This is a genomic window from Methylobacterium sp. Ger2507, from assembly GCF_055231875.1.
This window is the reverse complement of record NZ_JBUYVC010000001.1, coordinates 7,501-32,677: the sequence shown is the minus strand read 5'-3', so window position 1 is coordinate 32,677 and position 25,177 is coordinate 7,501. Positions and strand designations below refer to the sequence as shown.

The 25,177-nt window shown below is 69.9% G+C and carries 23 protein-coding genes and 1 tRNA gene (1 of these 24 cut by a window edge); 9 read left to right on the top strand and 15 right to left on the bottom strand.

Annotated features, from left to right (window positions below; all coding sequences use genetic code 11):
• Positions 1 to 462 precede the first annotated feature (462 nt).
• Complete coding sequence (locus ACV7NL_RS00145; RefSeq protein WP_463354542.1) at positions 463 to 1,932, top strand: site-specific integrase; 1,470 nt, start codon at positions 463 to 465, stop codon at positions 1,930 to 1,932.
• 99 nt (positions 1,933 to 2,031) lie between these two features.
• On the opposite strand, the gene ACV7NL_RS00140 is transcribed toward ACV7NL_RS00145, so the two are convergent.
• The 9 genes from ACV7NL_RS00140 to ACV7NL_RS00100 form a co-directional block, all read right to left on the bottom strand.
• Positions 2,032 to 2,108: transfer RNA gene (locus tag ACV7NL_RS00140), tRNA-Pro, on the bottom strand.
• Between the two features lie 81 nt (positions 2,109 to 2,189).
• Entirely contained in the window at positions 2,190 to 2,999 is an 810-nt protein-coding gene (locus ACV7NL_RS00135; protein ID WP_463354541.1) for a 4'-phosphopantetheinyl transferase family protein, read from the bottom strand.
• 166 nt (positions 3,000 to 3,165) lie between these two features.
• On the bottom strand, positions 3,166 to 4,038 hold the full coding sequence (locus ACV7NL_RS00130) for an RNA polymerase factor sigma-32 (RefSeq protein ID WP_056185192.1): 873 nt from the start codon (positions 4,036 to 4,038) through the stop codon (positions 3,166 to 3,168).
• Between the two features lie 307 nt (positions 4,039 to 4,345).
• Positions 4,346 to 4,936: a CarD family transcriptional regulator gene (locus ACV7NL_RS00125; RefSeq protein WP_056185126.1), complete on the bottom strand. Its 591-nt coding sequence runs from the start codon at positions 4,934 to 4,936 to the stop codon at positions 4,346 to 4,348.
• A 462-nt stretch (positions 4,937 to 5,398) separates the two neighbouring features.
• Positions 5,399 to 5,737: a ferredoxin FdxA gene (fdxA, locus tag ACV7NL_RS00120; RefSeq protein WP_056185129.1), complete on the bottom strand. Its 339-nt coding sequence runs from the start codon at positions 5,735 to 5,737 to the stop codon at positions 5,399 to 5,401.
• Positions 5,738 to 6,010: 273 nt separating this feature from the next.
• Positions 6,011 to 6,301 (bottom strand): RNA-binding S4 domain-containing protein, encoded by a 291-nt coding sequence (locus tag ACV7NL_RS00115; protein ID WP_056185132.1) that lies wholly within the window; start codon positions 6,299 to 6,301, stop codon positions 6,011 to 6,013.
• 166 nt (positions 6,302 to 6,467) lie between these two features.
• The gene (locus ACV7NL_RS00110; protein ID WP_463354540.1) at positions 6,468 to 9,962 is read right to left on the bottom strand and encodes a helicase-related protein; all 3,495 of its coding nucleotides are present in this window, start codon (positions 9,960 to 9,962) and stop codon (positions 6,468 to 6,470) included.
• Positions 9,963 to 10,027: 65 nt separating this feature from the next.
• Positions 10,028 to 10,381: a hypothetical protein gene (locus tag ACV7NL_RS00105; RefSeq protein WP_247636876.1), complete on the bottom strand. Its 354-nt coding sequence runs from the start codon at positions 10,379 to 10,381 to the stop codon at positions 10,028 to 10,030.
• Positions 10,378 to 11,337, bottom strand: coding sequence for a DUF3108 domain-containing protein (locus ACV7NL_RS00100; protein WP_247636875.1), 960 nt, complete (start codon positions 11,335 to 11,337; stop codon positions 10,378 to 10,380). Before ACV7NL_RS00100 ends, ACV7NL_RS00105 begins: the two co-directional genes overlap by 4 nt.
• A gap of 315 nt (positions 11,338 to 11,652) precedes the next feature.
• Between ACV7NL_RS00100 and rpmB the strand changes: the two genes are divergently transcribed.
• From rpmB to ACV7NL_RS00080, 4 genes are all read left to right on the top strand, one after another.
• The gene (rpmB, locus tag ACV7NL_RS00095; protein WP_056185141.1) at positions 11,653 to 11,958 is read left to right on the top strand and encodes a 50S ribosomal protein L28; all 306 of its coding nucleotides are present in this window, start codon (positions 11,653 to 11,655) and stop codon (positions 11,956 to 11,958) included.
• A gap of 129 nt (positions 11,959 to 12,087) precedes the next feature.
• Positions 12,088 to 13,017: an AEC family transporter gene (locus tag ACV7NL_RS00090; protein ID WP_056185146.1), complete on the top strand. Its 930-nt coding sequence runs from the start codon at positions 12,088 to 12,090 to the stop codon at positions 13,015 to 13,017.
• A gap of 112 nt (positions 13,018 to 13,129) precedes the next feature.
• On the top strand, positions 13,130 to 13,618 hold the full coding sequence (locus ACV7NL_RS00085; protein ID WP_463354539.1) for a nuclear transport factor 2 family protein: 489 nt from the start codon (positions 13,130 to 13,132) through the stop codon (positions 13,616 to 13,618).
• Between the two features lie 19 nt (positions 13,619 to 13,637).
• Complete coding sequence (locus ACV7NL_RS00080) at positions 13,638 to 14,258, top strand: TetR/AcrR family transcriptional regulator (RefSeq protein ID WP_463354538.1); 621 nt, start codon at positions 13,638 to 13,640, stop codon at positions 14,256 to 14,258.
• Positions 14,259 to 14,431: 173 nt separating this feature from the next.
• On the opposite strand, the gene ACV7NL_RS00075 is transcribed toward ACV7NL_RS00080, so the two are convergent.
• Positions 14,432 to 15,715 carry a PQQ-dependent sugar dehydrogenase gene (locus ACV7NL_RS00075; protein ID WP_247636871.1) on the bottom strand — a complete coding sequence of 428 codons (1,284 nt, stop codon included), beginning with the start codon at positions 15,713 to 15,715 and terminating at the stop codon, positions 14,432 to 14,434.
• Between the two features lie 393 nt (positions 15,716 to 16,108).
• Between ACV7NL_RS00075 and trxA the strand changes: the two genes are divergently transcribed.
• Positions 16,109 to 16,429, top strand: coding sequence for a thioredoxin (gene trxA / locus ACV7NL_RS00070; RefSeq protein ID WP_056185158.1), 321 nt, complete (start codon positions 16,109 to 16,111; stop codon positions 16,427 to 16,429).
• 167 nt (positions 16,430 to 16,596) lie between these two features.
• Here trxA and ACV7NL_RS00065 read toward each other — a convergent pair whose 3' ends face one another.
• The 4 genes from ACV7NL_RS00065 to trpA all read right to left on the bottom strand — a co-directional run bounded on the left by ACV7NL_RS00065 (position 16,597) and on the right by trpA (position 20,808).
• A complete protein-coding gene (locus ACV7NL_RS00065) occupies positions 16,597 to 17,448 on the bottom strand; it encodes an outer membrane protein (protein WP_463354537.1) in 852 nt (283 codons plus the stop codon).
• 129 nt (positions 17,449 to 17,577) lie between these two features.
• On the bottom strand, positions 17,578 to 18,903 hold the full coding sequence (locus ACV7NL_RS00060; protein WP_056185161.1) for a bifunctional folylpolyglutamate synthase/dihydrofolate synthase: 1,326 nt from the start codon (positions 18,901 to 18,903) through the stop codon (positions 17,578 to 17,580).
• 76 nt (positions 18,904 to 18,979) lie between these two features.
• Positions 18,980 to 19,888 (bottom strand): acetyl-CoA carboxylase, carboxyltransferase subunit beta, encoded by a 909-nt coding sequence (gene accD / locus ACV7NL_RS00055; protein WP_463357030.1) that lies wholly within the window; start codon positions 19,886 to 19,888, stop codon positions 18,980 to 18,982.
• A gap of 62 nt (positions 19,889 to 19,950) precedes the next feature.
• Complete coding sequence (trpA, locus tag ACV7NL_RS00050) at positions 19,951 to 20,808, bottom strand: tryptophan synthase subunit alpha (protein WP_247636887.1); 858 nt, start codon at positions 20,806 to 20,808, stop codon at positions 19,951 to 19,953.
• Positions 20,809 to 21,029: 221 nt separating this feature from the next.
• On the opposite strand from trpA, the gene ACV7NL_RS00045 reads away from it, so the two are divergent.
• The 3 genes from ACV7NL_RS00045 (at position 21,030) to gluQRS (ending at position 24,762) form a co-directional block, all read left to right on the top strand.
• Complete coding sequence (locus tag ACV7NL_RS00045; RefSeq protein WP_463354536.1) at positions 21,030 to 23,228, top strand: ATP-binding protein; 2,199 nt, start codon at positions 21,030 to 21,032, stop codon at positions 23,226 to 23,228.
• 152 nt (positions 23,229 to 23,380) lie between these two features.
• On the top strand, positions 23,381 to 23,722 hold the full coding sequence (locus ACV7NL_RS00040) for a hypothetical protein (RefSeq protein ID WP_463354535.1): 342 nt from the start codon (positions 23,381 to 23,383) through the stop codon (positions 23,720 to 23,722).
• A gap of 104 nt (positions 23,723 to 23,826) precedes the next feature.
• A complete protein-coding gene (gene gluQRS, locus ACV7NL_RS00035) occupies positions 23,827 to 24,762 on the top strand; it encodes a tRNA glutamyl-Q(34) synthetase GluQRS (protein ID WP_463354534.1) in 936 nt (311 codons plus the stop codon).
• Between the two features lie 53 nt (positions 24,763 to 24,815).
• Here gluQRS and ACV7NL_RS00030 read toward each other — a convergent pair whose 3' ends face one another.
• Positions 24,816 to 25,177: the 3' end of a M23 family metallopeptidase gene (locus ACV7NL_RS00030; RefSeq protein WP_463354533.1), read on the bottom strand. 1,732 nt of this gene lie beyond the right edge of the window; only the last 362 of its 2,094 coding nucleotides appear in the window; its start codon lies off the right edge, out of view; its stop codon occupies positions 24,816 to 24,818.

The following is a 25,177-nucleotide window of genomic DNA, read 5'->3' as shown; positions in this document are numbered from 1 at the left end:
CTCGATGGGCGCGCGTATCGGTTTCACGGGTCTCTCCGGAGGTGCCGGGTGAATCATCAGATGTAGACGAGGCCGGTTACGAAATCCCTGGCCCCCGGCGAGGTACCTGGGGATCCCGGGACCAGCAGGGGCACCACTTACAACGCGTCGCTTGCGGGCGACCAAAGGAACGTCGAGTCTCCCTGCCATGGCATCGACTTACGAACTCATCGTGTCCGACGACGTGTGGCGGGACGCCTCCGGTGGCCTCAGCCTGGCCCTGGAGGGCGCGCCCGACGGCATGCCGATGGGGCTGGAAGATGCGCAGTGGGCGCCCGAGTGCCGCGGCCTGTACGGCGCGCCGGCGTTCACGGTGCCGATGCTGCGCGGGGCGATAGCCCGGAGCGAGCTCCAGTCGGAGCGGCGGGGTCGGCTGATCATGGTGACTCGCGCGGGCTTGCGCGCATGGAGAGGTGGGGACGGATGGCAGGGCGAGCAAAGGCCGCAGAGCGCAAGAGAAAGAAGCCCAGGAAGCTCGGCGTCGGACGCCGCGGCGAGCCGTACCTGTGGTACCGCCCCGGCCGCATCGGCACCGACGGCATCGAGCGCGGCGGCGTCTGGATCATCATGCACCGCGGCGCCCAAGTCCGCAGCACTGATTGCAGCCTTGGCGAAGGCCCGGAACGCGAAGCGCTCCGGCAGCTAGAGGACTACAAGACCAGCCTCGCCATCCAGGCGGTCGACGCCGTCCCGATGACGAAGGGCCGGCCGGCGCACGAGGTGTCTCTCGCCGAGGTCCTGAGCCGATACCTGGAGGCCAAGCGCGGCACTCTCGATCCGGTCACGGGCCTGATGAAGGACGGCATCAGCCGTCACCACGAACTCGCCCAGCGGGTCGAGACGCTGCTCCTCTGGTGGGGCGAGCGCACCCTCACCGACGTCGACAGCGTGACGTGCAAGCAATACTGCGCCTCCCGCGTCGGGACGCCCTGGAAGGCGCATGCCCGGAAGGGTCTGACGCGGGACGGGGAAAAGCGCCCCGACGATGCCAAGCCGGTGCGCACGGGCTACTCGAAGCCCGCGAAGGCGAGGTTCGTCACCGAGGGCGGGGTGCGCCGGGAACTGGAGGACCTGCGCGCGGCGGTCAACACCGCGATTCGCGACAACCTGACGAGAGACACCGTCCATGTGACGCTGCCGGCGAAGGGCGAGGAGCGCAACCGGTGGCTGACCCGCGCGGAAGCCGCTAGGCTCCTGCTCCGGGCGTGGCGCAAGCGCGAGGTCCAGACGATCAGGAGCGGTCCCCGCGCCGGGGAGACCTACACGATGCCCCGGCGGCCATCCCGGCACACGGCGCGCTTCATCCTGGTGGGCCTCCGGACCGGAAGCCGGTCCGGTCCGATCTGCGGCGCATCGTTCATCAAGACGGTCGGGAAGCCGTGGATGGAACTGACGACCGAGACGACGATGGAGGAGCGGACCGAATCCGTCACCGTCGACGGGCAGGTCTACGAGCGGAAGGTCACGGTCCCGGTCATCAAGCGCGTCGCGATCTTCCACCGGAAGGCGCTGGGCAAGAAGGAGGCCGACAACAAGAAGGCCCCGACGGTGCGGATGCCGGACAGCCTCGTCGCCCATCTCTGGCGGTGGCATCACGTCCTCGGCCAGACCTACGTCGTCGAGTGGGAAGGCAAGCCGGTCGCCTCCAACAAGAAGGCGTACGCGAACCTCGTCTACGAGGAGGGCCTCGGCGACGAGGTTGTCAGGCATAGCCTCAGGCACACCGCCGTCACGTGGGGCATGCAGGCCGGCGTCGATATCTGGCAGTTGGCCGGGTACGTGGGACTGACGGTCGAGATGATCGAGCGCCGCTACGGGCACCACAGCGCCAAGCACATGGAGGGCGCGCGCGAGGCGCTCGGCCGGCGGGGCGGGAAACGGAAGGCGGCCTGACCTGCGGGGACGCGAAGGATTGCGCGACCAATCCTTGGTCGGATGTTTGGTCGGGATTTACCTCTGCGCCTCGGGAAGGCTCGTTGCAGAGGGGAAAACTGGTCGGAGTGGCAGGATTTGAACCTGCGACCCCCACGTCCCGAACGTGGTGCGCTACCAGACTGCGCTACACTCCGACAGTGCCGACGGCTTGGGCCGGCGACGAGCGGACGTATAGCGAGCCCCTTGCAGACCCGCAAGCGCTTCCTTGCGGGAAATCATCCGATGGTGGCGAGTCCGGTTCGCGCGGCCCAGTCGGTCGGCAGGCGGAGCCGGCGGACGGCTTGATTCGGCAGGGGGATCGCGACCGTCCCAACGGCGTCCGGTCCCAAGGGAAGGTCGCACAGCGACCAGCCGGCAGGGCCGGATCGCATCCACCGGACCGCGCCGGCGGCCGGGGGAACGCTGACGCTGAAGTGGTCGAGGGGCAGCGAGAGACCCGTGCCGAGGGCCTTCACCACAGCCTCCTTGCGGGTCCAGCAGCCGAAGAAGGCGGCGTCCCGGTCCGGCGCGGGCAGGCGGGTCAGGTCGGTGATTTCGTCGGGGTGAAAGTGGGGGCGGGCGATGGCCAGGGGATCGCCGATGGGTCGGATCGCCTCGACATCGACGCCGATCTCCGACTCGGATGCGATTCCGATGAGGACATGCCGACCCGAATGCGACAGGTTGAAATGCAGCGCGGGCCGTCCGGTCCGGATCAGGTGAGGCTTGCCGGTGGCGCTGGTGGCGAAGCGAAGGTCCAGGGGCGGCGCATCGAGGGTGTGGGCCAGGACCAGGCGCAGGGCCGCGTGGCTCTGGCGGTAGCGCTGGCGGTCCTCGGCGCGGCGAAAGCGATCGGCCCGCGCCTGCTCCTCAGGGGACAGCAGGCCGGTGCCCGGTTCGGCATCGTCCGGGTCGAGGTAGAGATCCACCCGCCACACCGTGGGGCCGGAACAGGGGCCGGGCATCGCCTCGACCCAATCGGATGCCGGGGCAGGGGGCACACCGATCGCGGCGGGGGAAGGTCGATGCTGGGGGCCTCGGGGCATGTCCCCATCGTGAACCAAGCGACGCCCGCTGCCCAGCCGCTTCTGACGAGCGCCCACGCCGCGTGGCCCCGCCCCTGAGAGGGGCCGGGACGCGGGATATCGTTTTTGCGATGGGTTCAGTCGACAGGCCCAGGCGCCGGGACAGAAGCTTCAGGCGCCGCGATCGCTACGCGTAGACGTTGCCGCCCGATTGCGGGAAGCGCTCGGCCAGCGCACGGCGCAGCTTCTCCAGGGCACGGTTCTCGATTTGTCGCACGCGCTCCTTCGAGATGCCGAGGCGATGCCCGAGGGCTTCGAGCGTGGCCTGGTCCTCGGCGAGGCGGCGCTCCTTGAGGATGCGCAGCTCACGCTCCGACAGGACGGTCAGCGCTTCGTTGAGCCAGATCAGGCGGCGCTCTCCGTCGACGGTCGCCGACACCGTCTCGTCGGGCAGAGCAGCTCCATCGACCAGGAAGTCCATGCGCTCCGAGGAAGCCTCGCTCTCTTCGCCCACGGGGGCGTTGAGCGACATGTCCGGACCGGAGAGGCGGGCGTCCATGAGGGCGACGTCCTCGCGCGAGACGCCGATGGCGGTGGCGATGCGGCGGTGGATCTCGTCGCCGACATGCTCCTCGGTCGATTGCATCAGGCGCGCCCGGAGGCGGCGCAGATTGAAGAACAGGGCCTTCTGAGCGGAGCTGGTGCCGCCCCGGACGATCGACCAGTTGCGCAGGATATAGTCCTGGATCGAGGCGCGGATCCACCAGGTCGCATAGGTGGAGAACCGCACCTCGCGCTCGGGCTCGAACCGGGCCGCTGCTTCCATCAGGCCGACATGGCCTTCCTGAACCAGATCGGCCATCGGCAGACCGTAATGGCGGAAACGGCCGGCGATCGCGATCACCAGACGCATATGCGCGGCGATGAGCCCATGCAGCGCGCGCTCGTCGCGTTCATCCTTCCAGCGAACGGCAAGCCCACGTTCCTCATCGCGTGCAAGGAAGGGCGCCTCCATCGCCGTGCGTATGAACTGCCGCCGGATCCCTGCGATATCCGCCATCCCCGCCTCCGCCTCGATGAAACGTGTGTTTCTGACCACAAGGCACCGGAACCGATCCCAATCGGAACCTGAGCCTTCGCGTGGTAACGCGACAACAAGAGGTGGGTGGGTTGGTTCCCGGCCGGTCCCCCTCGAACACGCGGTCGTGAGCGACCCGGCGGGAGCTTCGGGGCCGCGAGCGACGATCAGAGGCTGGGAGTAACGGAAGCAACCATGAAAAAAGCCCGGCACTGGTGCGCCGGGCTCGAAGTCGTCATTGAGGAACCCCCGATGGCGCGAGGCCATCGGCAGGCAAAAACTTGGACGATCAGGCCGCCTCTTCCTGAAGGTCGTCGCTCTCGGCTTCCCCTTCCGCCTCGGCTTCGCCCTTGGCGCGGCGCGGGGACTTGGCGAGGCTCTGCTCGATGAGCTTCAGCGCCTCGGTCTCGGTGATGCGGTTCACCGACGAGATCTCACGCACGACCCGGTCGAGGGCCGACTCGTAGAGCTGGCGCTCGCTGTAGGACTGCTCGGGCTGGGCCTCGGAGCGATAGAGGTCGCGGACCACTTCGGTGACCGACAGGAGGTCGCCCGAGTTGATCTTGGCCTCGTATTCCTGCGCACGCCGCGACCACATCGTCCGCTTGACCCGGGCGCGGCCGGTGAGGAGGTCGAGGGCCTTCTTGACGAGTTCCGGTTCGGCGAGCTTGCGCATACCGACGCTGTTGGCCTTGGCGGTCGGAACGCGCAGGACCATCTTGTCCTTCTCGAACGACACGACGAACAGCTCGAGCTTGTAGCCGGCGATCTCCTGCTCCTCGATGGCGGTGATGCGACCGACACCGTGGGCTGGGTACACGACCGCTTCGCCGGTCTTGAAGCCTTGGCGGCCTGCCGTCGTCTTCTTGGCTGTGGTCATGCGAGAAGCGCCTCCAGAACATTGCGCGGCCTTGAACGCCGCGCCGAACCCTGTAATCCGGGGTGGGTCACCCGGCTTAAGCCCCTTGTCCGGTGGATGGGCATCGACGATGCACAACCAGCCGGTTCCCGGGCAAGCCGATGCGCGCGCAACGAGAAATCGTCCACCGAAAGCGGGAGGGCTTTCGGAGACCGATCGCATGCGACCCCAATCCACATTGGAATGTGAGACCCATCAGGTGATGGCCGGAGGCAGCACGTCGAGCACGAACGACGGCAGGCCTTGTCAATAACACAAACCGACCGCCGAATCAAAGGATTGCCGGCGAGACGCAGCGTCGTTGGAGGCGGGACGCACACGCTCCACAGCCTCCCGGCGGCGTCCGTGCGCCGCCTCATCGATCGGCCCGTTGCGCCGGCCCGGCCCGCTGTCACGCGGGCCTTGGCGAGACGATCGCGGCGATCAGTCGCCGGTGCCGGGCTTGGCCGAGAAATGCGCCTCGAACTTTCCGGCGACGCCGTCCCAGGTCTTGGCGTCGGCCGGAGCGTCCTTCTTCTGGGTGATGTTCGGCCAGCTGCGCGCGTAGTCGGCGTTGACCTTCAGCCAGGTCTCCAGGCTCGGCTCGGTGTCCGGCTTGATCGCCTCGGCGGGGCATTCCGGCTCGCACACGCCGCAATCGATGCACTCGTCGGGGTGGATGACGAGCATGTTCTCGCCCTCGTAGAAGCAGTCCACCGGACACACCTCGACGCAGTCCATGTACTTGCACTTGATGCAGTTGTCGGTGACGACGTAGGTCATGGGGCCTTCAGTCCTTGATCCGGCGGGCATGTCCCGATGCCGGCGCATGGTCGCTCGCGCAGATCGATGCACGGATGTCTTGCTGCAGGGCGAGATGGGGCTGCAGGGTGACGGAGATGCCGGATCGCGCGGGCACGAGGAGTCGCGCTGGCTCTAGACCCTGTCCGGAGGGCTGACAAGCGCAGTGGCGCCTCGGTGCCGCAACCGCGCTGCGGTGTCGCTCCGCCGCCACGCTCCCTGGAACCTTTCGACCGATCGCCGTCGGTCCGCTCCTCAATCCGGCATGTCGCCGACCACAATGTCGCCGACCACTTCGTACAGCTGCTGCGCCTCGGGTGCCGGTCCGCGACGCTCACCGAGGTCACGGATGCGGGCGATCACCGTGGCGTGGGCGGCCGCGACCGTGACGACGTCGCCGAGGCCCACCGCCGTGGCCGCGGAGGCGGCCCGCTGCCCGTTCACCCGGACGTAGCCATCGGTCACGAGGCGCGCGGCCAGGGTTCGGGTCCGGGCGAACCGCGCGAACCACAGCCATTTGTCGAGCCGCTGACGTCCCGGCTTCATCCGAGTCCGGGCAGGGTTCGCGACAGGAGGCTGCGGTTTTGCGGCGAGGGCGGGCGTTCCAAAGGCCTGCTTGTCAAAAACCTGCGTTCCAAAACCCGTGGCGTTACGAGGGATCTCGGCAGGGTCGCGCCGGCGCGCCGACCCGAGCCTGCCGAGCGTGTTTCACTCAGCGCTTGCGATCCGGCCCGGCCTCGAGCTGGGCTTTGAGGGCCGCGAGCTTGGCGAAGGGCGAATCCGGGTCCGGGGCGCGCTCGCGCCGCTGCGGACGCGGCTCGTCGCGGGGAGCGGCCCGCGGCTCGTCGCGGCGCTCGGGCCGGACCCGGCCGGGCTCGAAGCGTTCGCGCCGCTGCGGCCGTCCGTCCGGGCGACCCTCGCCGCCGGGACCACGGCGATTGCCTTCCGGACGCTCGCCGGGGGCGCCGGCGCGCGGACGGTCGCGTCCCTCGCCGCCGCCACCGGGGCGACGGTTGTCCGGGCGGGCGTCGCCGGCGGCGCGGTTCGGAGCGCCGCCGTCGCGGCCCGGGCCGCGCGGGCGGTTCTGGCGCGGATTGGCGTTGCGCTGGTGGCGCTGGAGGCGCCAGACCTCGACGGTCGCCACCTCTCCGGCCGCATCCGCCGCCGTGGCGTCCGCGTCGGGCGAGGTCTCGGTCTCGGTCAGGGCCGCTGCCGGCTCGGCCGGGGCGACTTCGGTCTCGGTCTCGGAGGTTGCGTCCTCCGCCGGATGCTCGGCGCTCTCCGCCACGCTGGCCGCATCGGCGACCGGCTGCGGGGCCGGATCGGGCTGATCCTGCGTCGCGTCGTCTGCGGCGCGGGTGTCCTCGACCGAAGCCGCGTCCTGCGCCGTGTCGTCGGACGAGGCTGCCTCATGCGGTGCCTCGGTGGCGTCCGGCGCGGTGGCGGCGCCGGAATCCTCGGTCGAGCCGGGCAGCATTTCGGACGGCGCGTCGTGGTCTTCGTTCGGAGACGCGTCTGTGATGGAAGATGCTTCGGTGCCGGCAGACGCCTCGGCATCCGGTGAGGCCTCGGCGCTGGCCTCGCCCTCGGGCGCCGCTTCGCCCGCGGCCTGGGCCGGGGTGTTCTCGTCCGTCACCGTCTCGTCCGTGGCCGTCTCGTCTTTCGCCGTGTCGCCGGCCTCCGCGACCGTCGGCTTCACCGGCTGGGTCGAGGCCGCCGGAAGCAGCGGCACGGTGATGGCCGGGCCCGGACGGGTCTCGGGGGCGTAGCCGAGGGATTTCAGGATCGAGGCGAAGTCCTCGCCCGAGCAGCCGACCAGGGAGGTCATGCCCACGGTCGCCACGAAGGCGTCGCCGTCGGCCGTCCCCACCGGGGCGTCGCCCGGCGTGGTGCCGGGCCGGTAGGCGATGGCCGGGCGGATGAGATCGGCGAGGCGCTCAAGGATGTCGACGCGCACGGCGCGCTCGCCGCAGACGCGGAAGCCGGCGGCGCGGTAGAGGCCCTTGGCGATCTCGGGGTCGACCTTGATCGAGGTGCGGCCGGAGCTGGCGAGGTGGGCGATCTCGTCGAGGCCGCGCTGATCGAGGCCGCCATTCTTCAGCGCCCAGAGCTGGGCCGCGAGGGTGCGGGGCGCCGGCTTCAGCAGGGCCGGCAGGAAGATGTGATAGGCGCCGAAGCGGACGCCGTGGCGGCGCAGAGCGCCGCGGCCGTCCTGATCCAGGGTGCGCATCTCGTGCATCACCTTGGCGCGCTCGAGCACGCCGAGGGATTCCACCACCTGGAAGCCGATGCCCTTGGCGAGGCCCGTGAGATCGGCCGCCGTCTCGATCTCCATCAGGGGGCCGAGGAGCCGGACCACGGTGGCCCTGAGCCAGGCGACCAGCCGGGCCTCAACCTTGTCGCGGGCGGGGCCGGTCAACTGCTCGTCGGCGAGCAGGCGCACATGCGGCTCGAACAGCTTGTCGCCGGGCGTCAGCTTGGCGACCGGGTCGCCGGTCCAGCGGATGACGCCGTCGTGGCTCAGCACGAGGGAGGCATCGGCAGCCGACGAGAACCGCTCGGCGCGGGCCTCGATCTCGCCGCCGAGCGCCTTCTCGGCCGCGCTGCGCAGGGTCTTGGCCTCATGTCCTTCCGCACCGGGATCCGGAACGAACTGGAAGCCATGCAGATGGCCGACATGCTGGCCCTCGACGGTAACGTCCCCGCCGGCGGTGATCTCAGCTTCCAACATCGTATTCTCTCTCAGGCGCCGCATCAGGACGCTGGTGCGCCGATCGACGAAACGGCTCGCAAGGCGCTCGTGCAGGGCGTCAGACAGCCTGTCCTCTACCCGACGCGTCTCGCCCTGCCAATGCACCGGATCAATGAGCCAATCCGGACGGTTCGCCACGAAGGTCCAGGTTCGCCCCTGCGCGATGCGCTGGGACAGGGCGTCGATGTCGCCGTCGGTGCGGTCGATCATGGCGACGTGCTTGGCGAACCAGTCGTTGGGAATGCGCCCTGCCATGCCGCGCATCAGGAAGCGGTAGAGCTGGGCGACGAGGTCCGCATGGGTCTGGGGATGGACCTTGCGGTAATCGGGAACGCCGCAGACGTCCCACAGGCGGCGTACGTTGGCGGGACTGTTAGCGAGGTCGCGGATGTCGTCCTCGCGGGCCAGGATCTCGAGGGCCGACTGGTCCTCGCCCATCGGCGCGCGGGTGAGCCCCTTTTCGCGGGGATGCTCGTCCAGGCTCTCCTGAAGGCGCTTCAGGGACCCGAAGTCGAGGTCCGGGTTGCGCCATTGCAGGACCCGCAGGGGCTCGAAATCGTGATTCTCCAGGGCCTCGATCATCTCGGGCTCGAACGGGGCGCAGCGCCCGGTCGAGCCGAAGGTGCCGTCCGAGAGGTGGCGCCCGGCGCGGCCGGCGATCTGCCCCATCTCGGGGGGCGTCAGCTTGCGGAAGCGGGTGCCGTCGTACTTCCAGTTCGCCGCGAAGGCGACGTGGTCGACGTCGAGGTTGAGGCCCATGCCGACCGCGTCGGTGGCGATGAGGTAATCGACGTCGCCCGACTGGTAGAGCTCGACCTGGGCGTTGCGGGTCCGCGGCGACAGGGCGCCGAGCACCACCGCCGCGCCGCCGCGCTGGCGCCGGATCAGCTCGGCGATAGCGTAGACCTCCTCGGCCGAGAACGCCACGATGGCGGAGCGGCGGGGCAGGCGCCCGAGCTTCTTCTCGCCCGCGAAGGTGAGCTGCGACAGGCGCGGCCGGGTCGTCGTGTGGACGCCGGGAATCAGCGACTGCACCAGCGGCAGCATGGTCGAGGAGCCGATCAGCAGCGTCTCCTCGCGGCCGCGCTGGTGCAGCAGGCGGTCGGTGAAGACGTGGCCCCGGTCCATGTCGGCGGCGAGCTGGATCTCGTCGATGGCCACGTAGGCGACGTCGAGGTCGCGCGGCATCGCCTCGATGGTGGAGATCCAGTAGCGCGGCCGGTCCGGCTTGATCTTCTCCTCGCCGGTGACGAGGGCGACCTTGTCGGCGCCGACCTTGGCGACCACCCGCAGGTAGACCTCTCGCGCCAGCAGGCGCAGGGGCAGGCCGATCATGCCGGTCGGATGGGCCAGCATGCGCTCGATGGCGAGATGGGTCTTGCCGGTATTGGTCGGCCCGAGCACCGCCGTGACGCCGCGTGCGCGGGCCTGCGGGGAGAGGGAGGGGCGGATCATGAGTAAGGGGCGGTCCCTTCGGCGAAGCCGGCAGGCTCAAGGATGGGGAGACCGCCGCGACGCCGTCAGGGGCGGCGCTGTCGTGGCGGCTGGCCCTCATATGGGTCGCCATAGCGTCGGCTGCCATCCCGGCCATACCCGCCATTCCGGTCCGAGCCGGGCAGGCCGAGGCTCGGATAGATCCCGATCTCCACGGGCGGCTGTATCCGCTGCGGTGCGACATCGGCGCAGAGGGTATCGGGCACGGCCGTCAGCGGCCCGCGCCGGGGCGGGCGGTTCTCGATGACCTGGGCCGAGGAATAGGCGTCGCCGCCGCAATCGGGTCCCGTCGACAGGATCGATTGCGCGCTCGCGCCGGAGGCCCCGAGCGCCAGAGCGGCGCCGACGAATCGCGCGGCGAGGCTGTGGCGTCCGGTCACTGGGCCAGGCTGGCTTGAGTGGCGGAATTCGAAGCGGCTGCGGCGGTGCTGCTGCCCTGCGGTCCGCCGGTGCGGGTCCAGCGGGTGGCCTCGATGATGTTGGTGCCGACCGTGGTGCGCACGGCGATTCGCACCGGCAGCAGCACGCGGGTGCCCTCGACCGGGGCCAGCCAGACCGACATCTCGCGGTTGTCCTCCATGAACTTCACGCCCGGCCGGTCCGGCCGGTGGCCGGCGATCGGGGTGTAGCGGGCGTTGCAGACCAGGACCGGGCCGCTGTAGCCGGGTTTGGCCACCGCGCGGGTCTCGCCGTAGCTCAGCGCCACGTCGAATCGGGTCGCCCCGTCGAAGATCGGCAGCGTCCGGTTGCAATTGGCCGGGTCCATCGGATCGGCCCGACCCTGCACCGGCATCATCAGGGCGCTGGCCGGGTCGATCACGCCGCGCTTGTTGGCGGCGGTGATCGGCACCCGGTCGCCCATGTCGATGAGGGGCGGAGTGATCTCCGCCTGGGTGACGGTGCCGCGAGCGAGCGCCATGCGCACGGCGATGCCGGAATTGGAGGTCTTGGTGGCGATCGCGAAACTGCTGGGCTGGGGCGCCGACGCGATGGCGCCGCTGGCGCGGGCCGAGCCCATGCCGCCCGTCACCACGCCGACGAGGCCGGTGAGCCGGGCCGAGACGTCCATCCGGTAGCCGGATCCCTCGAACACCCCCGCCACTTGGGCATTGCCGATGGTGAGGCCCGCCAGGGCGATGTCGTAATCCACCGTCACCGTCGAGGCGGCGGCGGCCTTCGGCCGGGCCTGCGCGGGCGGCCCGACAAGCGCCACGGGAACAGCCACCGCGAGGGTCAGCGCGCTGGCGCCGAGCAGCCGGGCGCCGAGCAGCCGGACGTCAAGCAGCCGGGCGCCGAGACGAGGAAGCGGGGCAGGGCGCTGTCGGGTGCCGCACATGGCTGGAAACTCGGGTTCGCTGTCGGTCCCCGGCCGAACGCGCCCGGGACATCTGGCCATCATCGTCCGCTCTCATGGTTAACACATCGTTCGGGCGGGTGCAGCGGAGGCGTCGGTGCCGGCCCGCCCGGCCCGGGCGGAGCGTCGAAAAATCGGCCCACGCCTTGACGTCACGGGGCACTCTCCCCTATAGGCTCGCGCCTTCAATGAGAACGCCGCTCCACCGGGCCTGGCGTGCGAGAAGCCGCTTGCCGCGACGCGGCCGGGTTTCCCGCCAGCCTGTCGGACATGCGGAACGAGACGGGAAATAGAACAATGTCGCGCCGTTGCGAACTCACGGGCAAAGCCGTGCAGACCGGCCACCTCGTGAGCCACTCGAACCGCAAGACCAAGTGCCGGTTCCTGCCGAACCTGTGCCAGGTCACGCTGCAGTCGGATGCCCTCAAGCGCCGCGTGCGCCTGCGCGTCACGGCCCATGCGCTGCGCTCGGTCGAGCACCGCGGCGGTCTCGACGCCTTCCTGATCAAGGCCCGCGAGATCGAGCTGTCGCAGACGGCCCGCCTTCTCAAGCGCGAGCTGCACAAGAAGCTCGCCGAAGTCGAGACCCCCGTCGCCGCCTGAGGCCTCCGGGGCGTCGAATCGGTCGGGGAGCGCTCCCGACCGCGCCGCCTTCCGCCAGATCATCGAACGGCCGCCGCACGCGACAGCGCGTACGGTGGCCGTTCGCGTTGGAGCACCGGTTTCCCGTCGATGACCGTCCTGTCGCTCGTCGCCCCGATCTTCGGCCTCATCCTGGTGGGATGGATCGCGGCACTCGCCGGCTTCCTGTCCGACAAGGTCAGTGACGGCCTGTCGGAATACGTCTTCTCGATCGCGGTTCCGGCTCTGATCATCGCGACGCTGACCCGTCCCGGGCTCACTGGCGAGATCACGCCCTCCTACTGGGTCAGCTATTTCGGCGGGGCCGCCCTGTCCTGGGGAATCGGGTCGGCGCTGAGCCTGCGCCGCAAGGGCGTCGAGCGCCGCGGGGCGATCCTCCACGGCTTCGCCGCCAGCCAGTCGAACACCGTGTTCATCGGCGTGCCGATGATCCTCCAGGCCTATGGCGAGGAGGGGGCCTTCCCGCTCTTCATGCTGCTGGCCGTGCACCTGCCCCTGATGATGGGCTGCGCCACCTTCCTGATCGAGGCGGACGGCGAGACCTCCATCCTGCGGCGCCTGCGGGGCCTCGCCCTGGTCCTTCTGCGCAATCCGATCTTCCTCGCGCTCGTCCTGGGCCTCGGCCTCAAGGCCATCGGGGTGGCACCCACCGGCATGGCCAAGGCGCTGGTGGATTCGCTGGCGGGTACGGCCTCGACCTGCGCGCTGATCGCCCTCGGCGCCGGCCTCGTCCGCTACCGGGTCCTCCACGACATGCCGAGCGCCCTGGTGATCACCAGCCTGAAGCTTGTGCTGCATCCCCTCGTGGTCTGGGTCCTGGCCTTCCACGTCTTCACCATGCCACCGGCCTATGCCGGGGTGGCGACCCTGTTCGCCGCGATGCCGGTGGGCATCAACGCCTACCTGCTCGCCGCCCGCTACAAGACCGAGACCGGCGTGGTGGCCGCCGCCGTGATGCTGTCGACCCTGCTGGCGACCTTCACCACGATCGCCTGGCTGACGCTCCTCGGCCACGCCTGACGGCGCGGCGGAGCTGCTCGGGTCGCGCCGATCTTGACCGCTGTCCCGCCTGTTTGTACCGATCGGTACAGGACCGGGAAAGCCGCGGTCCAGCCGTGCCGGAGCCTTGCCGATGTCCGAGACCCTTGCTGCCGAATCGCGTCCTCCACTGCCGCCCTTCACGCGGGACACGGCGATCGTGAAAGTCCGCGCCGCCGAGAACGGCTGGAATGGCTGCAACCCGGAAAAGGTCGCCCTGGCCTACACCGCCGACAGCCGGTGGCGGAACCGCACCGAGTTCTTCAGCGGCCGGCCGGCGATCGTGGATTTCCTGCGCCGCAAATGGGAGCGCGAGCACGAGTACCGCCTGATCAAGGAGATCTGGGCCTTCACCGAGGACCGGATCGCCGTCCGCTTCGCCTACGAGTTCCACGACGCGGCGGGACAGTGGTTCCGCGCCTACGGCAACGAGAATTGGGCCTTCGACGCCAACGGCCTGATGCGCGAGCGCCATGCCAGCATCAACGACCTCTCGATTCGCGACACCGAGCGCCAATTCCACTGGGACCGCGCCGCCCCGCGTCCCGATGACCATCCCGGGTTGAGCGCTCTCGGCCTGTAAGAGACCGGTACCGGTGTCGATGTCGGGAGTAGGATCGGGGGCATCGTCGCGGGCGCGTGCACGGGAGGCCGCGATCCCGGTGCTGGCGGAGGTGTTTCGCGAGCACGGCTACGAAGGGGCCAGCCTGGCCTTGCTCGGCGCCCGCACCGGACTCGGCAAGGGCAGCCTCTATCACGCCTTTCCGGGCGGTAAGGCCGAGATGGCGGAGGCTGTCCTGGACGCCATCGAGGCCTGGTTCGAGACGCGTCTCTACGCTCCCCTGCGCGACGAGTCCGATCCCGAGGCGGCGATCCGGCGCATGCTGTCCGAGACCGAGGCGTATTTCCGCTCCGGGGGCCGCGCCTGCCTCGTCGGCGCCTTCGCGCTGACCGAGGGCCGCGACCGCTTCGGCGACCGCATCCGGCGCTACTTTGCCGTCTGGTGCGATTCGCTGGCGGCGGCCCTGCGGCGCAGCGGGTTCACCGAAGCGGCGGCGAAAGGCTTGGCCGAGGAGACCGTCGCGGCCATCCAGGGCGGTCTGGTCCTCGCCCGCGCCCTCGACGACCCGGGGGCATTCGGTCGGACGCTGGAGCGCCTGCGGCCGCGGTTGATCCCAGGGGACAGGGACAGGACAGGGGCTGAGGGCAGGGAGGTCGGGTAGGCGTCTTGCCTGACGGATAGGCGTCTTGCCTGACGGGAAGGCGTCTTGGCTGACGGGAAGGCGTCTTGGCTGACGGGAAGGCGTCTTGGCCGAAGGCCGGAGCGCATCTCCCTCCCCCGCAGAGGGGGAGGGACGAGCCGGCGTCCCCGACGAACGCCTCAGGGCATCCGGGATCAGCTGCCCGGAGTCAGCTTCAGGATCTTGCCGTCCGGGCCGTCGGTGACGGCGTAGACCGCACCGTCGGTGCCGACGCGGACATCGCGGATGCGGTCCTCCAGGGGAATGCGCTCCTCGCTGACGACCTTGTCGCCGTCGAGTTTCACCGCCACGAGGCCCTGGCTGACGAGGCCGCCGATCAGGAAGGCGTCCTTCCAGGCCGGGAAGGCGTCACCGCTGTAGAGCGCCATGCCCGAGGGGCCGATCACCGGGTCCCAGTAATAGACCGGCTGGGCGGTGCCGCCCGCCTGGGTCTTGCCCTCGCCGATCTTCTCGCCGCTGTACTCGAGGCCGTAGGTGACTTCGGGCCAACCATAATTGACGCCGGGACGCGGGCGGTTCAGCTCGTCGCCGCCGCGCGGCCCGTGCTCCACGGTCCAGAGCCGCCCCTGCGGATCGAGGGCCGCGGCCTGCACGTTGCGGTGGCCGTAGGACCAGATCTCGGGCTTGGCCTTCTCGCCGCCCGTGAAGGGATTGTCCTTCGCGGCATTGCCATCGGTGTCGATGCGGAAGACCTTGCCGAGACCGCTGGTGAGGTCCTGGGCCTGGACGCGCGTGACCTTGTCGGAGCGCTCGCCCACGGTGACGAAGAGCTTGCCGTCCGGGGCGAAGACGAGCCGCGAGCCGAAATGCTTGTCGCCGTCATAGCTCGGCATCTGCCGGAAGATGACCTTGACCTCGTCGAGGCGGGCGGCGCCCTTGTCCTCGACCAGTTTGGCCCGCAGCACGCTGGTGCCGTTGCCCTTGTCGCGCGGCTCGGCGTAGCTGAGATAGATCAGACGGTCGGCGACGAAGCTCGGGCTCAAGGCCACGTCGAGCAGGCCGCCCTGTCCGCGGGCATCGACCTTCGGCACGCCGGGAATCGACGGCCCGGCGGTTCCGTCCTTGGCGACGATGCGCAGCTTGCCGGCTTTCTCGGTCACCAGCATGCGTCCGTCCGGCAGGAACTCCATCGCCCAAGGGCTGTCGAGGCCCTTGGCGACGACCTCCGTCTTCACCTTCGTGGCGACCTCGGGCTTTGGGGCGCGGGTCTGGTTGGGCAGCAGCGGCTTGTAGGGCGCATTCGGCGCCTCGGTTTCGGCGGGGCTGTTGCCGGTGGCGGAACTGGTGGGCGCCGCGAAGGCGTCGCCGCCGATCCGGGGCTGCCGGGGCTCGGCGCCCGCCGGCTCCTGCGCGTGGACGGCCGCGCCGAGGCTGAGAAGGGCTGCGGTGGCGAGCAGGCTGTGCGGGATGCGCTTCACGTCGGATGGTCCTCCATGCCGGCACGTTGGCCGGCTCCGGGTCGAGCCCCCTCGGGCAGCGGCCGGGCCGCCGCCGTCGGGATGCCTGGGACATGGGGCGACGGACACGCTTTGGCGAGGGTGGCGGCCTCTCGGGCCACCGTCGCGGGGTTCGGAACAGGTCCGGCCGGCCTCATCGGGCTCGACATCTGAAGGGTCCCGACGAAGAGACCAGGTGGACAATCTGCAGAGTCCAGGGGAGGGCAGCCCTGCATCGGCCACAGGACGCCTTGACCGTTCCCCGCCGCATCGCCAACTCTGGCCTTCGACGATCCGTCTCGCGGCTCGATGTCGCGACGCGAGGACGGCGGATGAGACGTTTCGCGAAGAGCGGAACCGGAAAGGAAGTTTCCCATGGCGACGGTGAAAGTGACCGACGCGAGCTTCGAGCAGGACGTTCTCCAGTCCGCGGAGCCGGTCGTAGTGGATTTCTGGGCCGAGTGGTGCGGCCCGTGCCGTCAGATCGGTCCGGCGCTCGAGGAGATCTCGGCCGATCTCCAGGGCCGGGTCAAGATCGCCAAGGTCAATGTCGACGAGAACCCGGGCATTGCCGCCCAGTACGGCATCCGCTCGATCCCGACGCTGCTGATCTTCAAGGACGGCCAGCTCGCGAGCCAGAAGGTCGGCGCCGCCCCGAAGGGCGACCTGTCCCGCTGGATTCAAGCGAGCGCCTGAGCGCGGGGCCGGTCCGGCGCCGCGACCCACGGCCTGAACGGACAAAGCCCGGCCGCGAGGCCGGGCTTTTTTGTGGGGCGTCGGATGACCGAACGCCGATGATGGCCCAAACGAAGAAACCCGGCCTTGCGGCCGGGCTCCCTCGTTTCGAGACCGTAGATGTCGGCTTAGTACGAGCCGAACTTGTAGTTCAGGCCGGCGCGGACGACGGCGAACTCGGCGCCGCTGTTGCGGTTGGTGAAACCGGGCTGGCGGTAGAGAACGTTGTTGGTGTCGACGGCGTAGACGCCGGCGTTGCGGTTGTTGTTCTCGAGGTTCACGTACAGGCCTTCGACCTTGAGCGTGACGGCCGACGAACGGAAGAAGTTCAGGAACGAGTCGGTCGGGAGCGCGTACTCGATGCCGCCGCCAGCAGCGTAGCCGGTGCGGAAATCGTCGTTGCCGCGGAAGCCGCCGAACGAACGCTCGTTGCTGCCGGCGCCGTAGGCGAAGCCGCCGGTGCCGTAGAACAGGACGCGGTCGAAGGCGTAGCCGAGGCGACCGCGGACGGTGCCGAAGTAGTCGAGGCTGGCGGTGCCGCGCGGGTCGACGAAGGTGACGCCGGCGATCGGAGCGAAGCCGGGGGTCAGGATCGCATTGTTACGGCTACGGCCGAAGTCGACGTACTGGGCGTCAGCTTCGATACCGACGACCACGCCCGAACCCGGGGTGAACTGGTAGTTGTAACCGATCTGACCGCCGCCCGTGAAACCTTCGTTGGAGTTGTTCGAGTAGGCGACCTGCGACGGACCGCCGTTGAGCGGAGCGACGAGGTTCGGGAACACGTTGTTGTAGACGTTGGTGCCGCGGTCGGAGGCGTCGAAGCCGTAACCCGCGTTGAAACCGGCGTAGAAGCCGGTCCAGGTGAACACCGGCACCGGCACGAACACCGGCGGAGCGGCGCGGCGCGGCAGGTCAGCGGCCGAAGCGGCTGCGGTGAGGGCCGTGAAGGCCGCGAAAGACGTAAGAAGCTTTTTCATTATTCTGATCCCCAGCGAAGTGCCCGATCGAGGGAGAACCTACTTCAGTTTCCACAGCCAAGATGTAGCGCCGCGGTCACACCGCAGAGTTGATGTGAGCGCCGGTGGGACTGGAAAAGGTTAGGGAATTCAGGTCGGCGGCGTTCCGTTCGCAGTCAGGACGGCGCCGACGAGGTAGAGCGAACCGCAGATCAGAATGCGTGGCGGTTGCTCGAAGGCGATGTCGGAAAGACTCTCGAGAGCCGCTTCGACACTTGAGGCCACGGCCGCGTTCAGGCCCACATCCGTGGCGATGCTGGCGACCTCTTCCGCCGGCCGGGCCGCCATCTGTCCGGCGATCGGGACCGCCACAAGGGCGCGGGCCAGACCGACGAAGTTGCGCAGGAACCCCTCCGCGTCCTTGGTCCCAAGCAGGCCGACGATGAGCACCAGCGGGACGTCGGAGCGCTCGCCGAGATCCGCCATTGCGGCGGCGAGGATGCGCCCGCCATCGATGTTGTGGCCGCCGTCGAGCCAGAGTTCGGCGCCGAGGGGCACCAGATCGGACAGGCGCCCGCGGTTCAGCCGCTGCAGGCGCCCCGGCCACTCGACGGCGTTGAGCCCGGCCTCGATCGCGGCGGTACCGATATCGCCGAAGCCGGCGGCACGCAGAGCCGCGATGGCGGTGCCGGCATTGGTGAACTGGTGCCGGCCGTTCAGGCGCGGCTTGGGCAGGTCGAATAGGTCGGTATCGTCCTGGTAGACGAGACGCCCGCGCTCGGCATGGACCGAGAAATCCTGGTTGCCGACGCGGATCGGGGTGGCCCCCACCGCTTCGGCGAGCTGGCACAGCACCGAATCGGCTTCGGCGTAATCCTGCGCGGCGATGATGGCCGGGCATCCCTTCTTGAAGATGCCGGCCTTCTCGGTGGCGACCGCCTCGACGGTGTCGCCGAGATATTCGGCGTGGTCGCGCCCGATGGGCGTCACCACGGCCGCCGCCGGCCGATCGATAACGTTGGTGGCATCGACCCGGCCGCCGAGCCCGACTTCCAGCAACAGCACGTCGGCCGGATGCTCGGAGAACAGCAACAGGGCGGCCGCGGTGGTGATCTCGAACACGGTGATCGGCTCGCCCTCGTTGGCGGCCTCGCAGCGGGCCAGGGCGTCGGCCAGCTGATCCTCGGGGACGAAGTGTCCGCCCCCGATGGCGCCGATACGGATGCGCTCATGGAAGCGCACCAGATGCGGCGAGGTGTAGACATGGGCCGCCAACCCCGCGGCCTCGAGGATCGCCCGCATGAAGGCGATGGTCGAGCCCTTCCCGTTGGTGCCGGCCACGTGGATCACCGGCGGCAGCTTGCGCTCCGGGTGGTCGAGACGGGCGAGCAGCCGCTCGATCCGCCCGAGCGACAGGTCGATCGTGCGCGGGTGGAGGGCGAGGAAGCGCGCCATCAGCGCGTCGGAGGAATCCATGATCGAACGTCGTGTGGCGGAGGGGAGGGGATCGCGGAGAAGGAATCGTGGAGACGGACGCGCGGCGTGTGCCGCTTCAGGCGAGTTCCGCAACCGGGGCGGCCGCCCGGACCGGCGGCGACCCGGGCTCCTGATTGGTGAGGAGGCCGCACAGGGTCGCGATCGTGTCCTTCAGGGCGTGGCGGTGGACGACCTGATCGACCATGCCGTGGTCGCGCAGGTATTCCGCCCGCTGGAAACCGTCGGGCAGCTTTTCGCGGATGGTCTGCTCGATGACGCGCGGGCCGGCAAAGCAGATCAGCGCGCCGGGCTCGGCCAGATGGACGTCGCCCAGCATCGCGTAGGAGGCGGTGACGCCGCCGGTGGTGGGGTTGGTGAGCACCACGATGTAGGGCAGTCTGGCCGCGTTGAGCCGGCGCACCGCCACGGTGGTGCGGGGCATCTGCATCAGCGAGAGGATGCCTTCCTGCATGCGGGCGCCGCCCGAGGCGGAGAACAGGACGTAGGGGGTGCGCTTGTCCAGGGCGGTCTCCGCGCCGCGCACGAAGGCTTCGCCGGCCGCCATGCCGAGAGAGCCGGCCATGAAGGCGAAGTCCTGCACCGCCAGGGTCATCGGCAGGCCCGAGACGCGGCCGAAGCCGACCTTGAAGGCGTCGGTCATGCCGGTCTTGGCCCGGGCATCCTTGAGCCGGTCGACGTAGCGCTTCTCATCGCGGAACTTGAGCGGATCGGCGGCGACCTCCGGCAGGGGCACGTCGATCCAGGTGCCCTCGTCGAACATCATCTTGAGGCGCGCCTGGGCGCTCATCTTCAAGTGATGCTCCGAGCCGGGGATGACCCAGTGATTGCTCTCCACCTCCTTGTGGAAGACCATCTGGCCCGTATCGGGGCACTTGACCCACAGGTTCTCCGGGGTCTCGCGCTTGAACAGGGTCTTGATCTTGGGGCGAACGACCTCCGAGATCCAGTTCATCGGTTCAACCATCATGCGACGGTGTCCTTGTGCGGGCTCGAAGCGAGCGAGCCGGAAGGTCTCGCGAAATTGCGTCAGGCGCGGGGCGCGGAGCGCACGCCCTCGGCCAACTCGCGCACCAGGGCGCTGACGGCCGCGACCGTGCCGCCGTTCGAAGCGCCTTCGGCGTCGAGGGTGGCCCGCATGGCGTCAACCAGGGCGGAGCCGACCACCACCCCGTCGGCTCCGCGAGCGATCGCCGTGGCATCGGCTCCGGTCCGAACCCCGAAGCCCACCACGATCGGCAGGTCGGTGTGGCGCCGGATCCGGTCGACCGCCGCGGCCACCCGGTCGAAGTTCGGCGTGGCGGTTCCGGTGATGCCGGTGATCGACACGTAGTAGACGAAGCCCGCGGTGTTCGCGAGGACGGCGGGGAGCCGCTTCTCGTCGGTGGTCGGCGTCGCGAGGCGGATGAAGGCCAGCCCCTTGGCCAGCGCCGGCAGGCAGAGTTCGTCATCCTCCTCCGGCGGAAGGTCGACCACGATCAGGCCGTCGATCCCGGCGTCGAGCGCATCGTCGAGGAAGCGCTCGACGCCGTAGGTGTGGATCGGGTTGAAATACCCCATCAGGATCACCGGCGTCTCGGTGTTGCCCTGGCGGAAGCGCCGCACGAGATCGAGGGTCCGGGCCACGCCCTGGCCGCCCTTCAGGGCACGCAGGCCCGCCGCCTGGATCGCGGGGCCGTCCGCCATCGGGTCGGTGAAGGGCAGGCCGAATTCGACGATGTCGGCTCCGGCGGCCGGCAGGGCTTCGAGCACCTTCAGCGAGGTCTCAGCATCGGGATCGCCCGCCATCACGTAGGTGACGAGAGCCGCGCGGTTCTCGGCCCGGCAGCGCGCGAAGGTCGCGGCGATGCGCGCCTGACCGGGATTCACCGAACTCGTCATCGTCATGACACCCACGTCTAACGGTCCTCGGCGCCGCGGCGGGGGCGGCTCGGGATCAAGCCGCCGCGCCTACACCATCAGGACCGGCCCGTGAAGCGCACCGCCGCACCGCATCGCATTCGATCCCGATCCGCAACGGTTTCTTAACGGCCTTTCGAAAGCCCGCCTTCAAGTTCCTCCGGCATGGTCCCTCGCGGCAGGGGTCGGTCCTGCCGGAGGCCGGTCCCATGACGCTGCAGGATGTCCCGCTGCAGGTTTTCGCGATGCCGCCCTGGGTCTGGCAGACCGTGGGCCTTGGTCTCGTATCCGGCGGGTTCGGCTTCGCGGCGGGCTGGTGGGGCCGCGCGCGTCGTGTTGCCCCCGGCCCAACCGTTTCCATCGAACGCCCTGCCTTCGCCCGCGACGGCAGCCGGACCGAGCAGCTCGAGGACCGGGTCTGGCGCCTGTCGGAGAGCGAGGAGCGCTACCGGGCGCTGGTCGAGGCCAGCACCGAGATCATCGTGCAGCGCGACGCGCAGGGGCGGATCACCTTCGCCAATGGCGGCTTCGGGCGACTCGTCGGTGCCGAGCCGCTGTCGCTGGTCGGTACGACACGGACCGCCGAGGTCCTGGAGACGAACGAGGGCGTGCGAAGCTCGGATGGAATCCGCCGCGTCGAGATGCGGCTGGTCCCCTTCTCCGGCGCGCCGCGCTGGTACTCCTTCATCGAGATGCCGATGCCGGGGGGCTCGGGCGAGCCCCAGTGGCTGCGCGCCGGCACCGACATCACCGAGCGGGTCGAGGCCGCCCGCTCCCTGGACGAGGCGTTGAACCGGGCCGAGGCCGCCAACGTGGCGAAGTCCCGCTTCCTCGCCACCGTCAGCCACGAGTTCCGCACCCCGCTCAACGGCATCCTGGGCATGGCCGATCTCGTCCTCGACACCGGCCTCGACCCGGAACAGCGCACCTATGTCGAGGCCGTCCGGACCTCCGGAAAGGCCCTGCTCAGCCTCATCGACGGCATCCTCGATTTTTCGCGGATCGAGGCGGGCCGCCTCGATCTCGCCGCCGAGCCGTTCGATCCGGGCGAGATCGCCGAGGCCGTGGTGGAACTGCTGGCGCCCCGGGCCCAGGACAAGGGCATCGAGATCGCCGTCGACATCGCCGACGACATCCCGCGCCTGGTGGTCGGCGACGCCGACCGGGTCCGCCAGATCCTGATCAACCTCGCGGGGAACGCGATCAAGTTCACCAATGCGGGCGGGGTCGGCGTCGAGCTGCGCCGCGAGGCCGGCGACCTCGTCATCGCGATCTCGGATACCGGTCCGGGCATCCCGTCCGAGCGCATCCCGATCCTGTTCGAGGAATTCGAGCAGGGTGACAGCAGCGCCAGCCGCCGTCACGAGGGCACCGGGCTCGGTCTCGCCATCACCCGGCGCCTCGTCAACCGGATGGGCGGGCGCATCGACGCGACCTCGCGCCTCGGCCAGGGCAGCACCTTCTCGGTGACGTTGCCGCTCCCCGTCGCGGCGGCGGATCGCGAACGGCCTCCGAGCCTGTGCGGGCGCCGGGTCCTCATCGTCGCGGCCTCGCCGTTCCAGGCGCCATTCCTGGCCCGGCGGCTCAGCCGCTCGGGTGCGTCCGCCCTCGTGGTGCCGAACCTCGATGCCGGTCTCGATGCGATCGCGGCCGCCGCCTTCGATGCGGTCCTGGCCGATCGCACCCTCGGCGACGCGGCGGTGCGCACGCTGGCGCTCGAGGCCCGACGCTGCGGCGTGCGCTGCAGCCTCGTCCTGCTCTCGCCCTTCGATCGCCGCGAGTTCGGCACCCCCGCCGCCGCCGGCTTCGACAGCTATCTGGTCAAGCCGGTGCGCGCCCGCTCTCTGTTCGATCGCCTGCTGGCGCCCGCCTCGTCGCAGGCCGAGTTCGTCGCGGCGACGCGGCGCGGATCGGAGGAACCCGGCGCCGCGATTCCGGCGCGTCTGCCCGCCACCGCGCTCGAAGCGCCGGCAAATCCCGGCGCATCCGGTCCTGTCGCATCCTCTCCCCCGACCACCGGACCGCGCGTGCTCCTCGCCGAGGACAACCCGATCAACGCCCTGCTGGCGACCAAGGCCCTCCAGCGCCTGGGCGCGCAGGTGGTGCTGGCCCATGACGGGGAGGAAGCGCTGGCCCGCATCCGCGAGGCGACCCCCGACACCCCCTTCGATCTGGCCCTCTTGGACATCCGGATGCCCGGGATCGACGGCCTGGAGACGGCCCGGCAGATCCGCGCGATCGAGGCCGCCGAGGGGGCGCCCGCCCTGCACCTCGTGGCCCTCACCGCCAATGCGGGCCGGGACGACGAGCGCATCGCACGCGCGGCGGGCTTCGACGGGTTCCTGGCCAAGCCCCTCGACCTGCGCGCCCTGCCGGGCCTGCTGGAGCGCCGCGCGGCGGCTGCCTGACCGCGACGGTTTTCGCTTATCGCTGGCGGATCGACCGTTAAGCGAGGACCGCGCCGCGCGATCACGTCACGGTCGGGAGCGATCCTTTAGCGCCGAGGCACCGGGATTGCCGGAGCGTTGACACGCCGGGCGGGGCGCGCGAACACCGCGCCATGGCCGATCACCTTTCCCCGGATTCTCGTTCTCCGGATCTTCGTTCTCATGATTCTGCGCCCGCGGATGCAGGGACGCGCAGCCACGACCGCCGGGTCGCCTGGAGCGTCGTCGCGCTCACCGCCGTGACGGTGCTGATCGGCGCCCTCGCGGCCGCGCCGGTCCATCACCCCGCTTCTCACCCCGTCGTGGCCAACCCGAGCCAGGACGCGACCTGCGCCGAATGGGGCGACGGCTGCCGCGTGTGCCAGCGCGCCGAGGACGGCATCGCCTGCTCGCTGCCGGGGATCGCCTGCACCCCGAAGGCGGAGCAGAGCTGCCTGCGCCGCGTCGGCGGCTGACGGGTCTTTCGTCGGCCCTGTTCTCGGCCGGGTACGTCCGATAAACGACCGGGCCTGGCATCGGCCGCCATGAAGGGATCTTGCCTGATGCGGGAGGCTGCCTCGTGAAGGCCCCGCCGGTCTTCCGCTTCGCTCCGAGCCCGAACGGGCGGCTGCATCTCGGTCACGCCCGCTCGGCCCTCCTGAACGCGGCGCTGGCCGAGAGCGCCGGGGGACGACTTCTCCTGCGGATCGAGGACATCGATCCCGTCCGCTCGCGGCCGGAGATGATCGCGGCGCTACGCGACGATCTCGCCTGGCTCGGCCTTCGCTTCTCCCCGCCCGAGCGCCGGCAATCGGCCCATCTCGAAACCTATCGGCGCCAGGTCGACGGGTTCGCCGCCCGGGGCCTCGCCTATCCGTGCTTCTGCTCGCGCGGCACCATCGCGGCCGCAGTCGCGGCGGACACCGCGCGGAGCGGACAACCGGCGCCCCGCGACCCCGATGGAGCGCCGCTCTATCCGGGACTCTGCCGCCACTTGCCGCCCGGGGAGGCCGCGGCGCGGCTGGCGGCCGGCGAACCGCATACTTGGCGCCTCGACATGGCGCGTGCGCTGGCGGCCGCCCCCGGTCCCCACACGATCACCCACGTCGCGGTCGAGACCGTTCCGGGCGAAGGTGCGCCGGCGGGGGAGGGGAGGGGGCCTGGATACCGCGTCGGACCGGAGCATCGCGAGACCGCCGATCCCGCCCGCTGGGGCGATCCCGTGATCGCCCGCCGCGACGTGCCGACGAGCTATCACCTCGCCGTGGTGATGGACGATGCCGACCAGGGCATCACCCACGTCGTGCGCGGCGCCGACCTGCGCGCCAGCACCGACCTGCACGTGCTGCTCCAGGCGCTGATCGGCGTGCCGTCGCCGCGCTATCACCATCACGCTCTAGTGCTGGATTCCTCCGGCGAGAAGCTGGCGAAGTCCCGGCATTCGCCGTCCCTGGCGGACCTGCGCGCCGCTGGGGAGAGCGCGGCCGAAATCCGCCGCCGCCTCGGCTTTTCCTGACGCGAAGCCCTGCGTTTCGATCTCGCGTGCGAGCCGGCTCGGCGGTGCCGGCCTCAGCGCATCGCGTCCCGCTGCGCCATCGCGGAGGCCGTGCGCGACTTCTGCATGGTGCCCTCGATCTGCTCGCGTTGGCGGGTGAATTCGGCGAGCATACGGCCGTCGAGCTCGCGCCCCCGGGGCACGCGGATCTTCATCGGATCGACGAAGTGGCCGTTGATGATCACCTCGTAATGGAGGTGCGCGCCCGTCGACAGGCCGGTGGACCCGACATAGCCGATGACTTGGCCCTGCCGCACCTTGGCGCCGGGGGTGACGCCGCGGGCGAAGCGGGACATGTGGTTGTAGGTCGTGACGTAGCCGTTGATGTGCTGCAATTCGATGCGGCGGCCGTAGCCCGAATCCCAATCCGCCTTCA

Coding starts and splice junctions, on each gene's coding strand:
- ACV7NL_RS00130 (WP_056185192.1), bottom strand. CDS start 4,038: ATGGCGGATATCGCAGGGATCCGGCGGCAGTTCATACGCACGGCGATG.
- ACV7NL_RS00115 (WP_056185132.1), bottom strand. CDS start 6,301: ATGAAGCCGGGACGTCAGCGGCTCGACAAATGGCTGTGGTTCGCGCGG.
- ACV7NL_RS00060 (WP_056185161.1), bottom strand. CDS start 18,903: ATGGATTCCTCCGACGCGCTGATGGCGCGCTTCCTCGCCCTCCACCCG.
- ACV7NL_RS00145 (WP_463354542.1), top strand. CDS start 463: ATGGCAGGGCGAGCAAAGGCCGCAGAGCGCAAGAGAAAGAAGCCCAGG.
- fdxA (WP_056185129.1), bottom strand. CDS start 5,737: ATGACCTACGTCGTCACCGACAACTGCATCAAGTGCAAGTACATGGAC.
- ACV7NL_RS00110 (WP_463354540.1), bottom strand. CDS start 9,962: ATGATCCGCCCCTCCCTCTCCCCGCAGGCCCGCGCACGCGGCGTCACG.
- rpmB (WP_056185141.1), top strand. CDS start 11,653: ATGTCGCGCCGTTGCGAACTCACGGGCAAAGCCGTGCAGACCGGCCAC.
- ACV7NL_RS00090 (WP_056185146.1), top strand. CDS start 12,088: ATGACCGTCCTGTCGCTCGTCGCCCCGATCTTCGGCCTCATCCTGGTG.
- ACV7NL_RS00135 (WP_463354541.1), bottom strand. CDS start 2,999: ATGCCCCGAGGCCCCCAGCATCGACCTTCCCCCGCCGCGATCGGTGTG.
- ACV7NL_RS00065 (WP_463354537.1), bottom strand. CDS start 17,448: ATGAAAAAGCTTCTTACGTCTTTCGCGGCCTTCACGGCCCTCACCGCA.
- ACV7NL_RS00080 (WP_463354538.1), top strand. CDS start 13,638: ATGTCGGGAGTAGGATCGGGGGCATCGTCGCGGGCGCGTGCACGGGAG.
- ACV7NL_RS00045 (WP_463354536.1), top strand. CDS start 21,030: ATGACGCTGCAGGATGTCCCGCTGCAGGTTTTCGCGATGCCGCCCTGG.
- ACV7NL_RS00085 (WP_463354539.1), top strand. CDS start 13,130: ATGTCCGAGACCCTTGCTGCCGAATCGCGTCCTCCACTGCCGCCCTTC.
- ACV7NL_RS00125 (WP_056185126.1), bottom strand. CDS start 4,936: ATGACCACAGCCAAGAAGACGACGGCAGGCCGCCAAGGCTTCAAGACC.
- trpA (WP_247636887.1), bottom strand. CDS start 20,808: ATGACGATGACGAGTTCGGTGAATCCCGGTCAGGCGCGCATCGCCGCG.
- ACV7NL_RS00040 (WP_463354535.1), top strand. CDS start 23,381: ATGGCCGATCACCTTTCCCCGGATTCTCGTTCTCCGGATCTTCGTTCT.
- trxA (WP_056185158.1), top strand. CDS start 16,109: ATGGCGACGGTGAAAGTGACCGACGCGAGCTTCGAGCAGGACGTTCTC.
- ACV7NL_RS00100 (WP_247636875.1), bottom strand. CDS start 11,337: ATGTGCGGCACCCGACAGCGCCCTGCCCCGCTTCCTCGTCTCGGCGCC.
- accD (WP_463357030.1), bottom strand. CDS start 19,888: ATGGTTGAACCGATGAACTGGATCTCGGAGGTCGTTCGCCCCAAGATC.